Genomic DNA, 18,538 nt, shown 5'->3' on the forward strand with positions numbered 1-18,538 from the left:
TTATGTGTCGTAATGTGTTATTAATTAAAGATAGGTCACAAGATGGCAAGACTGAATTTAACTATTCCGGACGAACTAAATAATAGTTTAGCATAGTCAACAAAAAACTTAGACAGATCACAAGGGTATAATATATTAGTACGTAAAGCAATTGAATATTATCTACAGGAAATACAAGAAGATTCAGAAGATGCTAAAATTGCTTTGCAAAGAATTAATACCCCTGATTTTAAAACTTACACTACTGACGAAGTTAGGGAATGGTTAAAAAAGAAAAATGTTTAAAGTTATATGAGAAAATAAGGCACGTGCAGAATTAGCTGAATTGTGCGGTATCCAGAAAACCACTTAAAATACTAATAATATTAGTATTTTTAACTAGACCCCGTGATCAAGACACTAGGTGCAAATGGCAAAACTGATCCACGCGGGTAATGTTAGCTTTGTATAATTATATCTTAACTCATATCAAAAAATACTTTATTTTAGTTAGTAGTTTGTGTTATTAATAACTAGGCTTTGCGTGCGGAAAATTAAATTAATCTATTTTTTGTTGTAAATCATAAGATTTGTTTGAAATAGGAATAACTATTATTGCAAAAATCTTATTAATTTTCTTTTACAAAACCTAGGAATTATTATAGAGGTATATATGTCTAAGAAAAAGCAGGACGATCAAATAATAAAAGAATTAGAAGAAAGACTAGCAAAACTTAAAGGTATTCCTCCATCACTTGAAGAATTAGAAGAAAGGTTTGCAAAGCTCCAAGATAGACCTTATATCCCCACAAAAAAATCCGGTAATGAAGTAGACGATCTAATTGAGCAGTTGCAATCTGAGCTTAAACTAGAACAAAAAAGTAAAAGCCTTAATGATCAACAAGACCAAGCAATACGTGATAGGCTAGATAAATTAAGAGAAGACAGCCCTATAACGCAAAAAAAGACACCTATAGATCTTTCTTTTAATGATACTAAATCAATAATTACCGATACTATAGATGCTCAGGCAGATATAGCTAGTGCATATGCTAATCGCTCTACCGAGTTAGAGGAGAAACAAGCATTACTCCATTTAGCTAATAATCTAACTGAAGCGAGAGATATTATTAGGGATATACCCCCTATATCTAAAGAATATGCGCCTAAACTATTAGATGTTATTGCTAGTGGGTTAGATAAAATTTATGAAGGAATAAAGAAAATAGCTTCGCCTGCAGTTAATATTATAAAAGAAATAGGTAGTAGTCTTGTTAATTCGATTAAAGCACTGCCTCAAAAATCTTCCAAGCAACAAATAAAATTAAAGAAGTTATATAGAACATATGTTGATTTGAAAGGAATAAAGCCAAAGATAAAAGAAGAGTTTCTTAAAAAACATTATGCGCGAATTGATCAGCTACAAACTCCTAAGGAAATATTTGTAGAAACTGCCAAAATTACTAAATCTATAAGGAGAGCCGGAAAACAAAAGATAAATAATCTTAAACAACAACAAATTATTAATAGAATGAAGCAGCAAAGTCCTACTGCTTTTATAAATAATAATTCATTTACACCGTCTAATACTCCTACGAATAAAGCAAGGTCTTCATCCAAGAGCAACCAAAGGTAAATGCTGTGTCATTCCTGCGAAAGCAGGAATCTAGAAAAATAACCCTTAATATTAGACAAAATTATACCTTTAACAAAATAAGCATATAAAAAATTTTGTATATGTTTTACTGGATTCCCGCCTTCGTGGGAATGACATAAAGAGCATTTACTGATCTACGCAACAATGCCACGCGGGGATGACATACTGAATGTTCGTATAAAGGACCAAGGTATTTAAAGATTATTCTACTTCATTCCGCTTGTCTTAGCTTTATCAAACGAAGTATCTTTAATTGCTGCTTCGGTAAAATCGGCATTTGTTAGGTCGGAGTTATTAAAGCCCGCCTGATCAATTTTAGCTGATTTAAATATACTATCTGTTAATATTGAGTTTGAAAAATCTGTTTTAGTAAGTATTGCTGCAGAAAAATTAGCCTCTTTTAAAATAGAATTTTTTATTACCGTATTTGTTAGGTTAGCATTTTTAAAGATACTATTTGAAAAATCTACTCTATCAAATATTAAGTTGCTCAAGTCAAAATTTGTTAAGTTCATATTTGCTAAGTGAGTTATTTTTTGTAAATCTTTTACCGAATTTATTACTATATTATTTGGTAGAATTTTGCTCGAATTATCACTATTTAAAATAATATTATTAGAAACATTAGTATTAATAAAACCGGAATACGCTTGGTAGTTAATATTATTTATTTGCGAATTAGAAAGGACAGAGTTAATAACCGCAGTATTTGTTAGATTGGAATTTATTAGAGCTACTTGGTTTAAATTGCCTAAAGTAATTTTAACATCTGAAAAATTTATGTTTTGTATTAAAGATTTAGAAAAATTTACATTATTAAATTGTCCGTTAGTGATATTTGAGTTTATTATTTCACTGCTGTTTAAGTCAGTATTAATCACTATAAATTGTTTAAAATCATTATTGCTAAAGATATTATTAGTATAGCTAATATTATCTAAAGTAATATTTGAGCCTTTAGTGTTATTAATCCTTACAAAATTAGCATTACTATTTTTTATTGATAAATTATTAAATTTATTATCGTTTAGATTCATATTATTTAATATAGCATTATCGATTTTAAAGTGATTTAAAACTGAACTACTAATTGTACTATTTTGTAAATCACATTTAGTAAGGCTAATATTTTGTAATGTTGAATCTTGAAAGGAAGCGTATGAAAAGAAAGAGTTATTACTTTGTACGTTATTAAAATTTACTTCATTAAAAATACTTTGTGTGAAGTTAGAATCCTTAATTATTACTGCTGTTAATTTAGTTTGACTTAGGTCGCTAGATTCAAAATAATTATTAGTAAAATTGGTATTATTTATTACACTTTTTTCTAAATCCGTACCGTAAAATATTGAATTTGTTATATTAGTATTTTTAAAGCTATTATTCTTTAGGTTAGCTTTTTGAAAATTAACACCGTCGATAGTATTATTGCTCCATAATACATGACTAAATTTAGAATTTTCAAAGTTGACATTTATTATAGTAGTTTTATTAAAAGCAGTATCGCTAAAATTTGATTGAACAAAATTTGTATTTTGTAATGTTATATTGTGAAACATTGAACCTTGAAAGTCAGAATTATATCCGGAAATATTTTTTATTACCGAATCTGCAAAATTACTTTCTTGAATTATAGCATTTGTAAGTATTGCTTTTTCTAAATTGCTACCTGCAAAATCAGCACGTAATATTTCGCAGGAAGTCAAATCTATTCCTGATAAATCTTCATTTATTAGCTTTACTCCTATTAATTTTACTCCTTTTAAATTTGAACCGAACTTCTCTTTAAGGTTCACTTTAAGGTTTTTAGAATTTTGCGATATTATATAATTCCGAATTATCGTGCTTTGGCTATCCGTAAGTAATCCGTTCGCATCACGAGTAGACTCGGAGCAGCTGCTTAATAACAAATAAATAGTAATTATTGATATGACTTTAAGCATTTGCTTCCTCATATTCTTCTTCATTTATTCTATTTGTAGGCGGTATATGTAAGCTTAATAATTTTAATTTACGATGCAAAGCCGATCTTTCCATACCGACAAATGAGGATGTTTTTGAAATATTATTATTAAAACGACTCATTTGTGCCGATAGATATTGACGCTCAAAAACTTCTCTAGCTTCTCTAAGCGGCATAGATAACATATCAAAGCTATCTTCAAGTTTTGTAAGATTAGCACTATTTGCTAATATTTCAGAAGGTATCATATAAGGTTTGATAATTTCATTATTACCTGCAGTTAACGGATTCATAATTAAAGTCCATTCAACAACGTTACGTAATTGTCTAATATTGCCCGGCCATTCATAGGATTGAAGAGCAGCGATAGTTTCATCGGCAAAGCTACGTTCTTTTAAACCTGAAAATTTTGAAAGTTGCTTAACAAAATATTTAACGAGTAGCGGTATATCTTCTTTTCTTTCATATAATGAAGGTACTTTTAGAGAGGATACATTAAGGCGATAATATAGATCTTCTAGGAATTTGCCGTTATTAACTTCATCTTGGATATTTTTAGAAGTACCGGTGATAATTTTTATATCAACTTTAATATTTTTTCCGCAAGGTTTTGTAATAGTTTGATCTTTCAGGAATTTTAATAATTTTACTTGGATAGGAATAGGAATATTACTGACCTCATCTATATATAAAGTACCGTTATTGGCAAATTCTAAGATAGTAGGGCGTTTATTATTATTTGCCTGCTTTTCCGATTTGCCGAATAATTCTTGATTGATTTTTTCCGTAGTCATACAGGTAGGGCTGAAAATAATGAACGGGTTATTAACTCTTTTAGATTGTTTATGAATTAATCTTGCTGCAAGTTCTTTACCGCTACCGACTTTACCGTGAATCATTATACGACTGCTAGAGCTAGCTGCCTTTTCTATTTCCATTTTATATTTTAAAGTTACCGAACATCCACCTACTAATTCAGTTTTATCTATAACCTTTGATTTTAAATCTATATTTTCACGTTTTAACTTTGTTACTTCACAAGCTCTTGTAAGTAAAATAACTAATTTATCAGTATTAAATGGTTTTTCTATATAATCGTAAGCACCCATTTTTATAGCATTTACTGCTGTTTCTATAGTACCGTGACCGCTAATAATTATTACCGGCATTAAAGGATAGCGTTTTTTAATTATCTCTAAAATCCCAAGCCCGTCAATTTCGCTTCCTTGAAGCCAAATATCAAGTATAACTGCAGAGACCGGTTTTTCGGAAAGTATTTTAAGGGCTTGAGTACTATTAGCGGCAACCTTAGGGTTAAAACCTTCATCTTTCAAATTTGCAGCAATGAGATTTCGTATACTCTCTTCATCGTCTACTATTAAAACATCTAGTTGTGACATTACAATTTACCTTAAAAATATTAATACTAGGTTCTTGCGTACGATTTCTAATTGATTTACTATTTTACGATATTTTTTAGCGAAAATTAATAAGATTTTTGAAAGAATTAGTTATTCATATTTCAAACAAAAACCTTATAATTTGCAGCAGAAAATCGCCAAAGTTAAATCTTTTTAGAAATCGTACGTAAGAACCTAAATATATACGTTAATGCCGAATGTAAAAGAAAGCAACATTTTTTTTATAACATTTTTGTCACAATAGCTATTTTAATGTAAAGGTTGGCTAAGATTACATAATATTAAAATTATTTTATTAATTTTATTTGCAGTTTGTAGTGTTATAAATGATTATATATAATGAGAGAGGTAGGATATCCAAGTCGTCATTGTGAGCGACCGTAGGGAGCATGGCAATCTCATGAAATAATAACAAGCTCCTGAGATTGCTTCGTCAATTACTTCGTAATTTCCTCGCAATCACGATGACGATTGTGTATCCAACAGTAAAACCGATTTTAAAAATTATGCTTAACATCTTTTTAATTATTATTTCATTATTTATTTGCTTAATAACATACCTATTTATCAGCAAAACGGATATTTTTACAAATTTATTGATTTTAAATAGCTTCACGACTTTAGCGAGTTTATTTATTTGTTGTTTAGGTTTATACTCAGGCAATAGTTCATATTTGGATATAGCAATTATTTATTTTCTTCTAAGCTTTATAGCAACAAACGGATATTTAAAATATTTCATAAATGAATCGAATGAAAACAAAACAGATTGATAGACATCTTTCCAAATGCGTTTATAGAGAGGAGTTTGTAGGAGACACGAAACGCAGCACCGTAGCGTACACAAGCGTACGTGAGGATGCGAGTATCGGATCGACGCACAAATTACCTCTAGAAGTAGAGTTTGGGAAGATGTCTAATACGGTAATTTTAGGATGCGGTCTTAGCGGTATGCTAACGGCACTTTCTTTTGCACAAAAGGGTATAAAAACTACTATATTCGAGAGTAAATCGGTAAAAAGCCCAGAGTTTTTTAAAGATATAAGAACTACTGCTTTAACGCCACATTCTAAAAATTTCTTATTCTCTATTGATATATGGGAAGAGCTTGAGAAGTTTGTAGCAGAAATGCAAGACATATATGTAGTAGATAATAAGGCTTCAGAGATATTAGACTTACGAAATGACACTGACGCTGTACTTGGATATGTGGTTAAGAATAGCGACTTTAAAAAAATGCTATTGTCAAAAATAACTAATAATCCGTTGATAACATTAATTGATAATAATCAATATCAAGAGGTTATAAGCCATAATGACTACTCGATTATAAAATTTGATGATAAACAAATTAAGTGTAATTTATTAATTATATGTGACGGAGCAAATTCAAAAGTGAGGTCTCATTACTTTGCTAATGAAATTGAGAAACCTTATCAAACTGCTCTTACATTTAATATTAAGCATGAAAAGCCGCATGAAAATTGTGCTATGGAGCATTTCCTGCCGCTTGGTCCTTTTGCTTTGCTGCCTTTAAAAGATCAATATGCTTCATCCGTAATATGGTCAACTTCTTCTGATCAGGCTGCTTTAATTGTTAATTTGCCTGTAGAAGAAGTGAGATTTTTAACTCAAAGAAATGCCGGTAATGCCCTAGGTAAAATTACTATTGATAGTGAGATTAGTAGCTTTCCACTAAAAGCCCGTATAGCAAATAGATATTTTCATAACTGTATAGTGCTTATTGCCGACACTGCCCACACAGTACATCCGCTCGCCGGACAAGGACTTAATCAGGGCATAAAGGATATAGAGATTTTGAGTATGATAGTTAGTAATAATGGCACATTACAAGAATATCAAAAACTAAGGCAAGAGGATAATTTTATTATGTATAAGCTGACTGATGAGTTAAATAATATTTTTTCAAATTATTCCAAAAATTTAAGATGTTTAAGACAAATAGGATTTAAGGTGATAAATAATTTTAAACCTGTAAAAAACTTGATTACTAGCTATGCGATGGGGAAGAGGTGAGTGTTCTTTTGTATCATTTCTAGTTAGTTCTGATATCATTCCCGCGAAAGCGGGAATCCATCTTTTAAAAAGTATAAACAAACAATGCTTTTATCGATTCTTGATTACTGGATTCCCACTTTCGCGGGAATGACATAGAATGTGAAATAACATAGAACATAATTTTATGAGATATGCATGAGTAAAGAAAATTTAAGCAGTAAATCATCTATTAATACTCCTGAAGAAGGAATAAAAAATGCAGCAGAAGATAATAAGCTTAAATCTTCAATAAATACCCCTGTAAAGAGTAGAGCTTTTAGAAGCAGCACAAACAAAAGCTTCTGAGCCTCCACAGGAACGGCAATCGTAAAATAAGCCAGCAGGAAAAAGAACGCTGCAAGAGGATACGGCACTTTACGGTGCTAGAGTTGCTCGTGCCGGAATCGCTGCAGTGGAGTAGCAATCGAAGTGGTACAGGAGGGCAGTAAAGTTATCACTAGTCCTACTCATATTAGTAGAAGGAGTAATTAACGTTGGAGAAAAAGTAGCAAAAGCTTATGATCCGGTTGATAAACTTCAGCAAGGTGCAAAAATTAAAGAAAAAGGTCCCCCAAGTCCCGGTTTAGCCTATAGAGCATTAAATAAAATCAGGATACTACCCGGTGGTGAAACTGCAGCAAATGTTCTAGAGAAAACATATAAAACATTAGGTAGTAAAGCAGTAAGACGTGCGGCTAGAATTGGTGGCGTCGCAGTATCGTTAGTCCTTAATCCCACTCCCGTCGGGGTTGGGCTTGCTACACTTTCTTTATCAGCCGTTGCTTACAATGTTGGAAAAGAAACTTTAGAAGTAAAAGAAGATAAGCGTTTAGATAGAAAGAAAAAAACTTTAGAAAATATTAAAGCTAATTATGTGAAGCAAGCAGAGTTAGTAGTTACTGCTCGAATAGATAAAACAAAAAATAGCCCTGAACTTAAAAATTTCTTGGATACTCAATTACCTAAAATTTACCAAGAAAAAGTTGAACCTGAAAAATTAAATACAACTAGAACTAAAGAGATTTTAAAAGTAATACGAGATACTACCTTAGAGACGGTATCTTTAGTAGCACAAGCAAGCTCTGTAGGTAGTATTATAGGCGGTTTGGTAGGGCAAGGAGGTGTGCTATTTGGAGGAGAAGCTAATGTAATAGGTGAAGGAGATGCTAATTTAGTGCGTATGGAGCAAAAAAGATAAAATAAATCAAATAAATAGTTTAAAAACATCAATAGGAAATTATGAAGATAAGAAAGACTTGCTTGAAAAAGAAAGGCAAGCAAAAATAGATACCAAAGCATTAGAAGAATTTTTAACTATACCCCCTAACATTGATCAATTAAGTGAAGGGCAGCTAAGAAAGCATTTTAATGTAACTAGAGCAAAGGTTGCAGCGAGACCTGAATTTGCTCCTCCTGCTGAAAAAACTAATTTTGAAAAAGTTAAATCGGCAGTAAAAGCAGTAGTCGGTTATTTTGTTGAATCGCAATTTGGTGATTTAAAAGAAATATACCGTAAAAAAGAAGAAACATCTCAATCTTTTATAACTCCAAATGTTAGCAATAAAGTAAAACCTGAGCAAAACAAAGCTCATGAGCAAGCACAACATATGCAAGAGAATTTGTTACACGGCAAGGGGGTTCGTTATGGTGCTAGCTCACCATCATCACAATCAACACCGAATGCTTCTAAACACCATGAATCTTCAAGAGGATTTTAATTGTTAATAAAGACTTATAATTATCCTATAGATTATATCTTGCCGCAGAGATGTTTAAGCGGTGCGGAAATACTAGGGGGGAGCGGTGAATTTTGTAGCGATTATTGGAAGAAGCTAGAGTTTATAGCAAGACCCTATTGTAGTATATGTAGACAAAGATTTAGTATAAAAATCTTTGATAACTGCATTTGTGGAAATTGTTATAGCAACAAACCTAATTATGAGTTTGCGCGCAGCTTATTTAAGTTTAATGAGCATAGCAAAAAAATAGTGCATCAGTTTAAATATCAAGATAAGACGATATTTGCTAAGACCTTTGCTAAGCTTTTATATAATAGATATAGCGAGGATATAAAAGATATTGATTTTAATCATACCTGTACCTATGAATAGATTTAAGAGGTTACTACGAATGTATAATACTGCTCATATTTTAGCTATGGAAATTGCAAAAGTGACCGATAAAATGTTAAAAGCTGATATTTTAACTAAAGCAAAATGGACCAAGTCTCAGACTTTTCTCTCACGAAAACAACACAAAAATAATATAAAGGGTAGTATCAAATTTAATACAAAGTATAATATTGTAAGTAAAAAAATCTTATTAGTCGATGATGCACTACTGTGACTATAAATGAATGTGCTAAAATTTTACGACAAGCGGGGGTGGCGTCGGTAAAAGTCTTAAGTGTTGCTATGACATAACGTCATTGCAAGGGGACGTGGTTGTGTGTATCGAAAAACACACTCGATGTCACCCCGTGGCTTGACCACGGGATCCAAAAAATAATAAAAAATTTTAGTATTTTTAACTGGACCCCATGGTCAAGCCACGGGGTGACACAGGAGGTAACTTATGCAAAATGAAATAAAAAAAGTTTGTGTTATCGGTGCGGGAGTAATGGGTTCAGGGATTGCAGCGTTAATTGCTAATTCCTCTCATAAAGTAGTGCTGCTTGATATTATCGCTAAAGATTCCGATGATCCTAATAAAATAGTTAAAACCGCTAAAGAAAATTTGTATAAACAACAACCTCCACCTTTATCTTTTCCTGATAAAGCAAATTTCATTACCATCGGTAATTTAGAATATGATTTAGATTTAATTAAAGAATGTGATTTAGTTATTGAAGTTATTGTTGAGAAGTTAGAAATCAAACACCAATTATATAATAAAATTATTCCTTATCTTAAAGAAGATGCAATTATTGCTTCTAATACCTCTACATTACCGCTTAAAAGACTCAAAGAGAATTTACCAGATAATATTAAATCTAGATTCGTTATTACGCATTTCTTCAATCCGCCAAGATATATGGAACTGCTTGAGTTAATTATAGACCCTACGATAAAGGCTGCAGTAATAGAAAAAGTATCAGAGTTCTTAACGAAAACGCTTGGTAAAATTATAGTAAAATGTAATGATACGCCTGGTTTTATTGCTAATAGAGTAGGGTGTTTTTTACTTGAATTAGTAGCCCGTAAAGCGATAAGTCAGAATCTTGATGTTGCTACTATAGATAAAATATTTACTACATGTTTGGGGCTGCCGAGTACCGGAATTTTCGGTTTATATGATCTAATCGGGCATGACGTAATGAAGTTAATTTCAAGTTCATTACTTGCCTCTCTTCCTGCAAATGATGCTTATCATAAAATATATGTAAAGACCCCTGTTCTTGATAAGATGATAGAGAAGCAGTTAATTGGACGTAAAGGTGACGGTGGATTTTATCGTTTATCGGTATCAAATGGGAAAAAGATTAAAGAAGTTATCAATATAAACAACTTATCATATAGTCCTGTTCAAAAAGTAGATATTTCATTTAATAATCTTGATGAGCTTCTTGTAAGTGATTCGGTTTACGGTAAATTTTTTACTGAAATTATCACGGAATTTTATGTTTATTTAGCAAGTCTAGTTCCGTCGGTTATGGATAATATTTATGATATCGATGCTGCTATGAAGCTTGGTTACAGCTGGAAATACGGTCCATTTGAATTATTGACTATAGCGGCTAAAAACGGCTGGAATGCGGTAATTAAAAATGTCGATTTAATGCATATCCCACTTCCGCAATATTTAGCCAATAAAGAATATCAAAAAATCGATAAACAAAAATTTAATTCTCACAAAGATATTTTACAAGAAAGTCAGATAGTATTAGAGAATAGCTCGGCAAAATTAATACTTTATCAAGATGCTTTGATTTTTGTTATTACGACAAAAATGAATTGTTTAAATCATGCGGTGTTTTATTTACTACAAGAAGCAGCAAGTAAAGCCGAAAATGACGGTAAAAATCTTTATATTTATCCGCAAGGAAATAATTTTTCTGCCGGTGCTGATTTAAAACTTCTTCTTTCTTATATGGAAGATAAGAATTTTCATGATCTAGAGAATTTACTAAAACTGGGACAGCAAACCATGCTCCACTTAAAATATTCCTCTGTACATGTTATTAGCTGTGGTCTTGGTGTGGCACTTGGAGGTGGATGTGAGCTGTTATTGCACTCAAGCTTTATTATAGGAAATCAAGAACTTAACGCAGGGCTTGTAGAACTTGGTGTTGGTTTAATACCCGGATGGGGCGGTGTTACCGAAATGTTTGCTCGAAGTAATGGTAATAAAACTAAACTAATTAGAAATATCAGCAATATTATAGAGCAGAATAAAACAAGTTCAGCCGATTACTTTAAAGCAGATTATGATGTAGAGAATATACACATAAATATGAACAAGCATTATATTTTAGAGGAAGCTTTAAAATTAAACCTACCTAAAAAGATAGTACCGATTCCGCATAAAATTATTTTGCCTAAAATAAATTTAGCAACAGCAATAGATACATCAAAATATAACGATCTACAAAATAAGGTACTTAGCAAATTTCAAGATATTATTGATACACATAATGAAACGAATGAAGAAGAGCTACTTACCTATGAGCAGGAAATATTTTTAGAACTTGCAAAAGATCCAAGAACTATAGAGAAGCTGAAAGTAATTGTAGGATAAACTCCTACTATGTCATTCTTGCGGGGCATTGGCATTGTTGCATGGAGCAATGTCATTCCTGCGAAAGCGGGAATGACATAAAAACCGTGCGGGTAACGCTACTCCACAATAATATTGCCTATAACACCACGATAGTAAGTTTGAGGGTCGTACATAGCTTCACTGTAAATAGCAGGAGTAGAGAATATGCCCTTATTAACTGCTTTGATTTTATACTGATACGTCATTTTTTGATCAGAAATAGTACCGAAAATCATAACTCTATCATCACGATTATATATATATATCGGTTTCCATATCATTACTTCCTGCGTGCGTTCTAATATATTTACGTGGTTGTTATCCGGTAAAAGCTCGAAGCCTGCCGGTAATAAATCAAGTAGCACCATATTGCTCAAGGTTTTATTACTACCTGAACGCATGGTGATTTCCACCGTAATATTATCACCTAATTTTACTTTGCTAACCTCTTTATTATTTTCATCGAGATATTTTTTTGTTATTTCTATGCCTTTAACTATCTCTTTATTTTCTGTTAATTGCTTATCATAGCCTGAAGTTAAAAGCTGATAGAAAAAGCCGTTACTTGAGGATGTGAAGTCGATATTCTTATTTTCTACCGACAGCTCAGCAATCATCACTTTATCGCCTGTTAAAGTAACTTCTTTATCTGTAGAGGTTACTTTAATAGTAGCCTCATCTACATTATTTATTTTATCGGCATAGGCAAGACTTGCCATAATTGCATAGCTTGCGGATAGGCTATTATAGTTATCTTTAGCAAAAAGAGCGATATCCTGTACAATTTTTGGGTCAAAATCTTTTAACCGTTCCGGAAAATGCATAGAAATTAAGTATAAATACTGACTATATTTTATTAGAGGATTGTAATACTGATAGTTTGTTTTTGATATAGGTTTATTTAGAGTAAATCTGTCTAATAATTTCTCCGCTTCTTCATTCATTTGCAGCATTTTATAGCTAGCTGCTAAATAAACGCTAGTCAAATCATCTTGCCATGTATTTTTATGGTACTCGTCTAAATATTTTAAAATATTTGCAATATAGCTTGTAGTAATAACGCTGTTTTGCGTCAGGATATAAACCGCATATGCCTTTTCTCTTGCTTCATCTAAGGAGTTTATTGATCTGTTAGCCATATTTTCTAAATAGTAAATACCTTGATTAAATGTATCACTTGGAACGGCTAAATATCTAGTTGCTCCCTCGCTTAAGAAATGCATAGCATAAACGGAAATAAATGGATCGGAATCGTCATTAAAATTGTTCCAATATCTAAATCCACCGTCATAATTTTGACGTTCCGATAAAGTTTGGAATATTTTTGATAATGATTCATCCATTTTTTTACGATCAGTTTTAAGAATCTGCACTAGCTCTTGTTCATTATATAATAAAATATTGGCAAAATTTTGGCTTATTAATTGTTCAGTACAACCATACGGATAATTATCTAGGAAATCTTTAAAGCCAGAAATAATAGCTAGCGGTGATTTAGAAGCGGAAATTTGCAGTTTAGCAAATTCAGGATATAAATCCCGTAAGATTTTTAAATTAGCCTTGTTGTCTGTAATAAAGCCTGTATCAACTGTTGTAACGCTCGGACTAGCAGGGCGAATGCTCGTAGTACTAGTTAATTCGGAGCTATGTACTACTGCCATAGATATTATATCCGGCTTTAGGTGATTTATAGAAGCCACAACCTTTAAATCTGCCGCACCGAGTTTATCAGTCGCTTTTAATTTAACATGAATAGTAGCTTCCTTATTTTCGTCTATCGGTATCTCTTTAGGATAATCTAATATTTTAAGTCCTTCACTTGTTTCAATATTGAGCAAAACCTGAGCATTTCCTGAATCTTTTAGGTTATTAAATATTGTTACCGGTACTGTAAATTCATCATTCGGAGCTACAAATAAAGGTAAATTTGGATTGATAATAAGATCGGATTGGACTAATAAATCAGCTTTGGAAGTTCCTATAGAGTCAAGGCTTGAGGCTACCCCTATCACTCTTAAAGTGCCGTTAAAATAGCTTGGTATATCAAATGTGACTTCTCTCTCATCAAGATCCGCTTCTAAAATTCCTGACCAAAATGCTACGGGAGGTTGACTTTTTCTTTTAAACGGATTAAGGTTTCGAGCGACATTTATAAAACCGTCTCCGGCAGGAGCCGCCATATAAGCTTTCATTAATAAAGGACGCTCAGGTAATATTAAATCCATTATTTGTGATGTTCGGACTTCCAAGGCTTTATCGTTAATAAAGTAATTAAGTGGGTCAGGAGTCTGATAACCGGCAAATGATAATATTCCTGCATCAACAGCAAATATTATTATTTTACCGGGATTTGTAGTACGGTAACGAATTGCTAGCTTTTCTCCCGATTTGATTTTTGCAGGAAGTGTTAATTTAATATCTTGTTTATGTTTATAAATGCCCGCAGTAAACGGTACTACTGCATAGCTAAACGGTGACATAAAGATTTCCGTAGCTTCTATGTCTCTTATAAATTGTACATTTACATATCCTTTACCCTCAAAGCCGTCAGGAATTTTTATTTCTTGAATGCTATTATTTTCATCAGCTTTAAACCATTCAAAATTATGTACTTTATCGGTCTCGATAGTAATTAACCCATAACCTGTATAAGGAGTTATAATATTTAAAAGAATAGTATCGCCGGCTTTATAATCATCTTTATCAAGTTTAACTTTTAAATTTGCTTTGTCTGTTAAATTAGCCGTAACATTTTCTTCACCTATTACCGAAAATTCAGCTTGGGCAAAGATTGTATCTTCTTTATCGGTTAAGTAAATAACGTAATCGCCTGCTTCTTTAGTAGGCACTTTATAAATATAACTTTCGTTTGCCGTGATATTAACTTTGTCAGAAGATATATTAGTCTCAATAGGTACGGAACTGTAAGAATAATTACCGTTACTATCTGCTACTAAGTTATTTACATAATTAATCTTTTTTAAGTTAAGAGTTAAATTAGGTGCAGCTACTTTTTCTGCTTTATTTGATATGGCTATGAATTCTATTGCCGAGCTTGTTTTTTTCTTAATATATTTTAGATCGCTATCGCTTCTAAATCCTATAATATAAGGCAGAGGTGAAACTATAAGCGATTTGCTTGCGTTTACGCTTCTTCCTGAATCAGGCTCAAATCCTTCTGCTGAAAATGTTAGATTAAAAGTAGCGTTATAATATTTCTCGAGGTTAAGGTCAAAGTTTGCCGTACCTTTAGAGTCGGTAGTAATATCTCCTAAACGTTCGTTAAAAAACTCTTTATTTCCTTTGCTACTATAAAATTTATATTCTTTAAAGCTAGGTACGAAAAACTTGGTAGGTCTAATATCAATAAAGCCGCTGACTTTTCTATTTTCTGCAGGAGTGCCGTAAAGATTTATGAGATTAACGGTTGCTTTAAGGTCTTTTGGATTCGTCCATAGCTCATCTTGTGAGTTATTGAAGTTTATGTTTATTTTCATGCGGTCAGGCTGAAAATCACCAACCCTGACAGACACGCTATTAAGATAGTTATTGCTGCCTTTATCTCCTACTAAATATAAGCTTATATTGTATAAGCCGGTTAAGGAATCATCAAACGTTGAGAATAAATATTCGCCGAATCCTTCTGCATCTAGAGCTATTTTACTTTTATCTATTACTTTTCCTCTAGGGTTAGTTACTTGTATTGTTAAAGGTAAGCCATCAAATTTTCCTTGCCAGTCGGTTTGTTTGAGCATAATACCTATGTGACCTTGCTCGCTTGGTCTATAGATGCCACGATCGGAAAATAAATAAGCTTTTAACCCTTGATCAGAACTAACGGCTCCTGCTACATCAAACCGAGAATAATTAACTTGTCTATCAATTCTACTATACGGCATAAATGAAAAATCATCCTTAGTAGTTAATATATAAGCCACTGGAGTTTTTTCTTTTGTAAAATCATTTATATTTGATAAAACGGCATGTCCTTTACTATCGGTTTTGCTGCTTACTAACACCTCACCGTTAAGTCCTATAATATCTGCTTTTACGCCGCCAGCCGGTTTACCGTTACTGATATAAGAAACAAAGATATGATGCGTTCCGGTTTTATCGGTTTTTACTATAAAACCAAGATCAGTAACTAAAATTAATCTTTTATCTTGAGATATAATGTTATTATTGTCTTTAGCATAAACTTTTGCTAGAAATAACCCCTTGGAATAGCTGCCTGCTGCTTCTAAATTAAAATATTTACTGAAATCTAAATCGGTATAATGAGGTAAATTTAAATTTTGAGAGTTAACTATTACTTCCTCTTGAAATACCTCGGAAATATTATACTCATTAAAGGTATATTCATTTATAAAAGTCGGATTTTGGAAAATATTATATCTATTTGTTTGACTGATTAAATGATTAACTTCTTGCTGATTAATCTTATCGATTTCTAAATATAATTTATCTATGCCAAGTGAATATACGGGAAGCTTTCTTTCGCCGGCTAATGAAAGAATAGAACCGTCGGACATTAGCTTAACTTCTTTAGGGTTACCCGGTATTTGTACGATTTGAAAATAATCTGAGCCGAGTGTTAAATTATCCGATGTTTTAACACCTTGATTTACTTTAACAAGCAAAGCTCTTGAGGCAAATGTATCTACTCTAAAACTATGCATAGTAGTAATGCTTGGGACGGAAGATAAAAGCTCAAAATTTATTTTTTCACTCGATTTAAGAATATCATCGGTTATTTCTTTCTGATGTTGCCATTTATAATTTGTTTTGCCTGCAACTCCTAAGAAAGCCGGCTTATCTTGCGGTAATAAAAATAACTCTAAATGTTTTTTTATTTCCTCACCCGAAACCGGTGTATTTGTGGTAATTATAATTATCTGTTCCGGTTTTAGTTTATCATCTTTAACAATTGTAGCAGTACTATTAGTGATTTTTAAATATGAGGATAGACTTGGAATTAATACATTTTCTTTATAAGAATATCTTATGTTATTTGGCGTCTTATTATTTTGATCTTCTACATTGTTATATGTAAAAACTTCTCCGCCATGTAGAGGTTTAACACCGTCTTTTATAATTACGGACACTGTATCTTCTTTATCTGTAAGCAGTGGTATATTAGTAATAATCGTAGCTTCCGTATTATTGGTATTGAATTTGATAGAAAACGGTAATTTTTCTTTAGTTGAAGATTTTATAAACTCTATTCTTGCCTCTAGAGTTTTAGGATCGATAGGATAGTTAAAAGCTATTTTAGTTTGAACGAATTTTTTGGAAATATCGATATTATCCTGTAGATAATTCATTTCTTTAATAATAGGAAGTAGCGGTAAAGTCGTGAAACTTATATTATTACTGTTTAAACTGATAAAATTAGGGAATATATAATCTTCGATAGTAATCTTATAAGTTTGATGAGCTACAAAATTGCTTTCTGGAGTAAAATTTATGTTATACCACCAGCCAAATCGCCATTCTCCTTTAATATCAGGTGAAATAGATATGTAATCATTTATTTTTTTTCCGTTAAGCCCTAGCTCTCTTTGTGGCTTTGTACACCATTCTTTAATTCTAGAGTCGCAAAGGTCAATATTTAACGCATTTTTTCCTGCTAACAGATTTTCGTTAGTTAATTTAAAATATAACGGTATTTTTTCGTTAAAGCTTGCAGCAAATAGTTGTAAATTTATTAAACATACGAAAATAGTAAATACAAATTTGCGGAAAATATTTTTCATATATATAGCTTATTATTTATGATAACTTCAATTATATATAAATAAAATTAAGTAAAGCAATGAATAAGGGTATTTTTTTCAATATTTAACAAAATTTTTTTTTTGTTATTTGGACAAGAATATTGTTATGAGATTATCATAATACTCGGATTTACTATATTTAAGGGGCAACTATTTGCACAAGCTATTTGTGTATTACTTTTCACTACAATTTTAAATATATTGTTAAAATATACATTTGAAATACCTTTGAATCCTGCTCTAAATATTAAAGGTTTTGCTTTCCCTAGCGGTCATATGAGCAGCGGCGTAGTATTTTACGGTTGGTTTTTTACAAATATTAGATATTCCTTATTAAGAATAATAATAGTAGTAATTTTAACCGGTATGGGATTTTCGCTGATTTATAAGGGCTATCATTATCCGGTTGATATTATTGCATCTATAACAATTGGAATAATGGTTATTGCTGTTATATTATAGTGTAACCAAAGAAGAGATTATTCAAAAATACCCTTATATGTTTGGAGCGTTTTTATGGCTATTAACCGTACCGATGGTAGCTTATCTTAAAATTATTGACGTGAATTGTCTTGTTTGGGTATGGACGGTGTTGTGGGGATTACTCGGTTTTACTATTTCTGGGGGACTGTTTTATAAATATTTTGATTTTCCTCAATCAAAATTAAATCGTTTTATTAATTTAGCTATAATTGTTGCTTCAGTAGCTTTGATTGAATGTATTAATTATTTATTCAAACAATATTTGGGATATAAGTTTTATTTAACTTGGTTCTTAATAGGTTTTAGTTTTCCACTATCGGTGAGGTTATGCCATATTCATATAAGATCAATGTATTAGTATATGAAGTGGGTTAAGTTGTACTTCGTTTCTTTATTTATCGTATAAAGCGAAATTTCCTATTGACTTTTATATAAAACAGTA

Annotated in this window: 13 protein-coding genes and 2 pseudogenes; 12 read left to right on the forward strand and 3 right to left on the reverse strand. The window is 31.6% G+C overall.

Translation table 11 applies throughout. From position 1 onward, the window contains the following. Nucleotides 1-652 precede the first annotated feature (652 nt). Nucleotides 653-1,615, forward strand: a complete 963-nt coding sequence (locus tag A3305_RS07365; protein ID WP_014392372.1) for a hypothetical protein — start codon at nt 653-655, stop codon at nt 1,613-1,615. 227 nt (nt 1,616-1,842) lie between these two features. Here A3305_RS07365 and A3305_RS07370 read toward each other — a convergent pair whose 3' ends face one another. Further along, nucleotides 1,843-3,579 (reverse strand): pentapeptide repeat-containing protein, encoded by a 1,737-nt coding sequence (locus tag A3305_RS07370; protein WP_041860515.1) that lies wholly within the window; start codon nt 3,577-3,579, stop codon nt 1,843-1,845. After that, the gene (locus A3305_RS07375; RefSeq protein ID WP_014392374.1) at nt 3,572-4,999 is read right to left on the reverse strand and encodes a sigma-54-dependent transcriptional regulator; all 1,428 of its coding nucleotides are present in this window, start codon (nt 4,997-4,999) and stop codon (nt 3,572-3,574) included. Before A3305_RS07375 ends, A3305_RS07370 begins: the two co-directional genes overlap by 8 nt. Nucleotides 5,000-5,526: 527 nt before the next feature. On the opposite strand from A3305_RS07375, the gene A3305_RS07380 reads away from it, so the two are divergent. The 9 genes and pseudogenes from A3305_RS07380 to A3305_RS07420 all read left to right on the forward strand — a co-directional run bounded on the left by A3305_RS07380 (nt 5,527) and on the right by A3305_RS07420 (nt 11,815). Then, a complete protein-coding gene (locus A3305_RS07380) occupies nt 5,527-5,793 on the forward strand; it encodes a monovalent cation/H+ antiporter complex subunit F (RefSeq protein WP_014392375.1) in 267 nt (88 codons plus the stop codon). Next, nucleotides 5,774-7,057: a 2-octaprenyl-6-methoxyphenyl hydroxylase gene (gene ubiH / locus A3305_RS07385; RefSeq protein ID WP_014392376.1), complete on the forward strand. Its 1,284-nt coding sequence runs from the start codon at nt 5,774-5,776 to the stop codon at nt 7,055-7,057. Before A3305_RS07380 ends, ubiH begins: the two co-directional genes overlap by 20 nt. A 177-nt stretch (nt 7,058-7,234) precedes the next feature. Then, nucleotides 7,235-7,527, forward strand: a pseudogene (locus A3305_RS09685) (hypothetical protein). Nucleotides 7,528-7,691: 164 nt separating this feature from the next. Beyond that, nucleotides 7,692-7,925: pseudogene (locus A3305_RS11670) on the forward strand (hypothetical protein); the annotation flags it as partial. A 27-nt stretch (nt 7,926-7,952) separates the two neighbouring features. Continuing rightward, the gene (locus A3305_RS07400) at nt 7,953-8,276 is read left to right on the forward strand and encodes a hypothetical protein (protein WP_014392378.1); all 324 of its coding nucleotides are present in this window, start codon (nt 7,953-7,955) and stop codon (nt 8,274-8,276) included. A gap of 58 nt (nt 8,277-8,334) precedes the next feature. Next, a complete protein-coding gene (locus tag A3305_RS07405; RefSeq protein WP_014392379.1) occupies nt 8,335-8,796 on the forward strand; it encodes a hypothetical protein in 462 nt (153 codons plus the stop codon). Next, nucleotides 8,797-9,189 (forward strand): double zinc ribbon domain-containing protein, encoded by a 393-nt coding sequence (locus A3305_RS07410; RefSeq protein ID WP_014392380.1) that lies wholly within the window; start codon nt 8,797-8,799, stop codon nt 9,187-9,189. Nucleotides 9,190-9,208: 19 nt separating this feature from the next. Beyond that, nucleotides 9,209-9,424 carry a ComF family protein gene (locus A3305_RS07415; RefSeq protein ID WP_045799437.1) on the forward strand — a complete coding sequence of 72 codons (216 nt, stop codon included), beginning with the start codon at nt 9,209-9,211 and terminating at the stop codon, nt 9,422-9,424. 228 nt (nt 9,425-9,652) lie between these two features. Then, nucleotides 9,653-11,815, forward strand: a complete 2,163-nt coding sequence (locus A3305_RS07420; RefSeq protein ID WP_014392382.1) for a 3-hydroxyacyl-CoA dehydrogenase/enoyl-CoA hydratase family protein — start codon at nt 9,653-9,655, stop codon at nt 11,813-11,815. 98 nt (nt 11,816-11,913) lie between these two features. Here the strand turns inward: A3305_RS07420 and A3305_RS07425 are convergent, their stop codons facing one another. Further along, the gene (locus A3305_RS07425) at nt 11,914-17,592 is read right to left on the reverse strand and encodes an alpha-2-macroglobulin family protein (RefSeq protein WP_014392383.1); all 5,679 of its coding nucleotides are present in this window, start codon (nt 17,590-17,592) and stop codon (nt 11,914-11,916) included. A gap of 102 nt (nt 17,593-17,694) precedes the next feature. On the opposite strand from A3305_RS07425, the gene A3305_RS10885 reads away from it, so the two are divergent. Further along, entirely contained in the window at nt 17,695-18,075 is a 381-nt protein-coding gene (locus A3305_RS10885; RefSeq protein WP_226983915.1) for a phosphatase PAP2 family protein, read from the forward strand. After that, nucleotides 18,059-18,454 carry a hypothetical protein gene (locus A3305_RS10890; RefSeq protein WP_226983916.1) on the forward strand — a complete coding sequence of 132 codons (396 nt, stop codon included), beginning with the start codon at nt 18,059-18,061 and terminating at the stop codon, nt 18,452-18,454. Before A3305_RS10885 ends, A3305_RS10890 begins: the two co-directional genes overlap by 17 nt. Nucleotides 18,455-18,538 lie beyond the last annotated feature (84 nt).

Origin of the sequence: Rickettsia amblyommatis (assembly GCF_002078335.1) — a bacterium.
GTDB lineage: Bacteria > Pseudomonadota > Alphaproteobacteria > Rickettsiales > Rickettsiaceae > Rickettsia > Rickettsia rickettsii.

Excerpts from the sequence above, each read along its gene's own strand:
- A3305_RS07365 (WP_014392372.1), top strand. The coding sequence starts at position 653 with ATGTCTAAGAAAAAGCAGGACGATCAAATAATAAAAGAATTAGAAGAA.
- A3305_RS07370 (WP_041860515.1), bottom strand. The coding sequence starts at position 3,579 with ATGCTTAAAGTCATATCAATAATTACTATTTATTTGTTATTAAGCAGC.
- A3305_RS07375 (WP_014392374.1), bottom strand. The coding sequence starts at position 4,999 with ATGTCACAACTAGATGTTTTAATAGTAGACGATGAAGAGAGTATACGA.
- A3305_RS07380 (WP_014392375.1), top strand. The coding sequence starts at position 5,527 with ATGCTTAACATCTTTTTAATTATTATTTCATTATTTATTTGCTTAATA.
- ubiH (WP_014392376.1), top strand. The coding sequence starts at position 5,774 with ATGAAAACAAAACAGATTGATAGACATCTTTCCAAATGCGTTTATAGA.
- A3305_RS07415 (WP_045799437.1), top strand. The coding sequence starts at position 9,209 with ATGTATAATACTGCTCATATTTTAGCTATGGAAATTGCAAAAGTGACC.
- A3305_RS07420 (WP_014392382.1), top strand. The coding sequence starts at position 9,653 with ATGCAAAATGAAATAAAAAAAGTTTGTGTTATCGGTGCGGGAGTAATG.
- A3305_RS07425 (WP_014392383.1), bottom strand. The coding sequence starts at position 17,592 with ATGAAAAATATTTTCCGCAAATTTGTATTTACTATTTTCGTATGTTTA.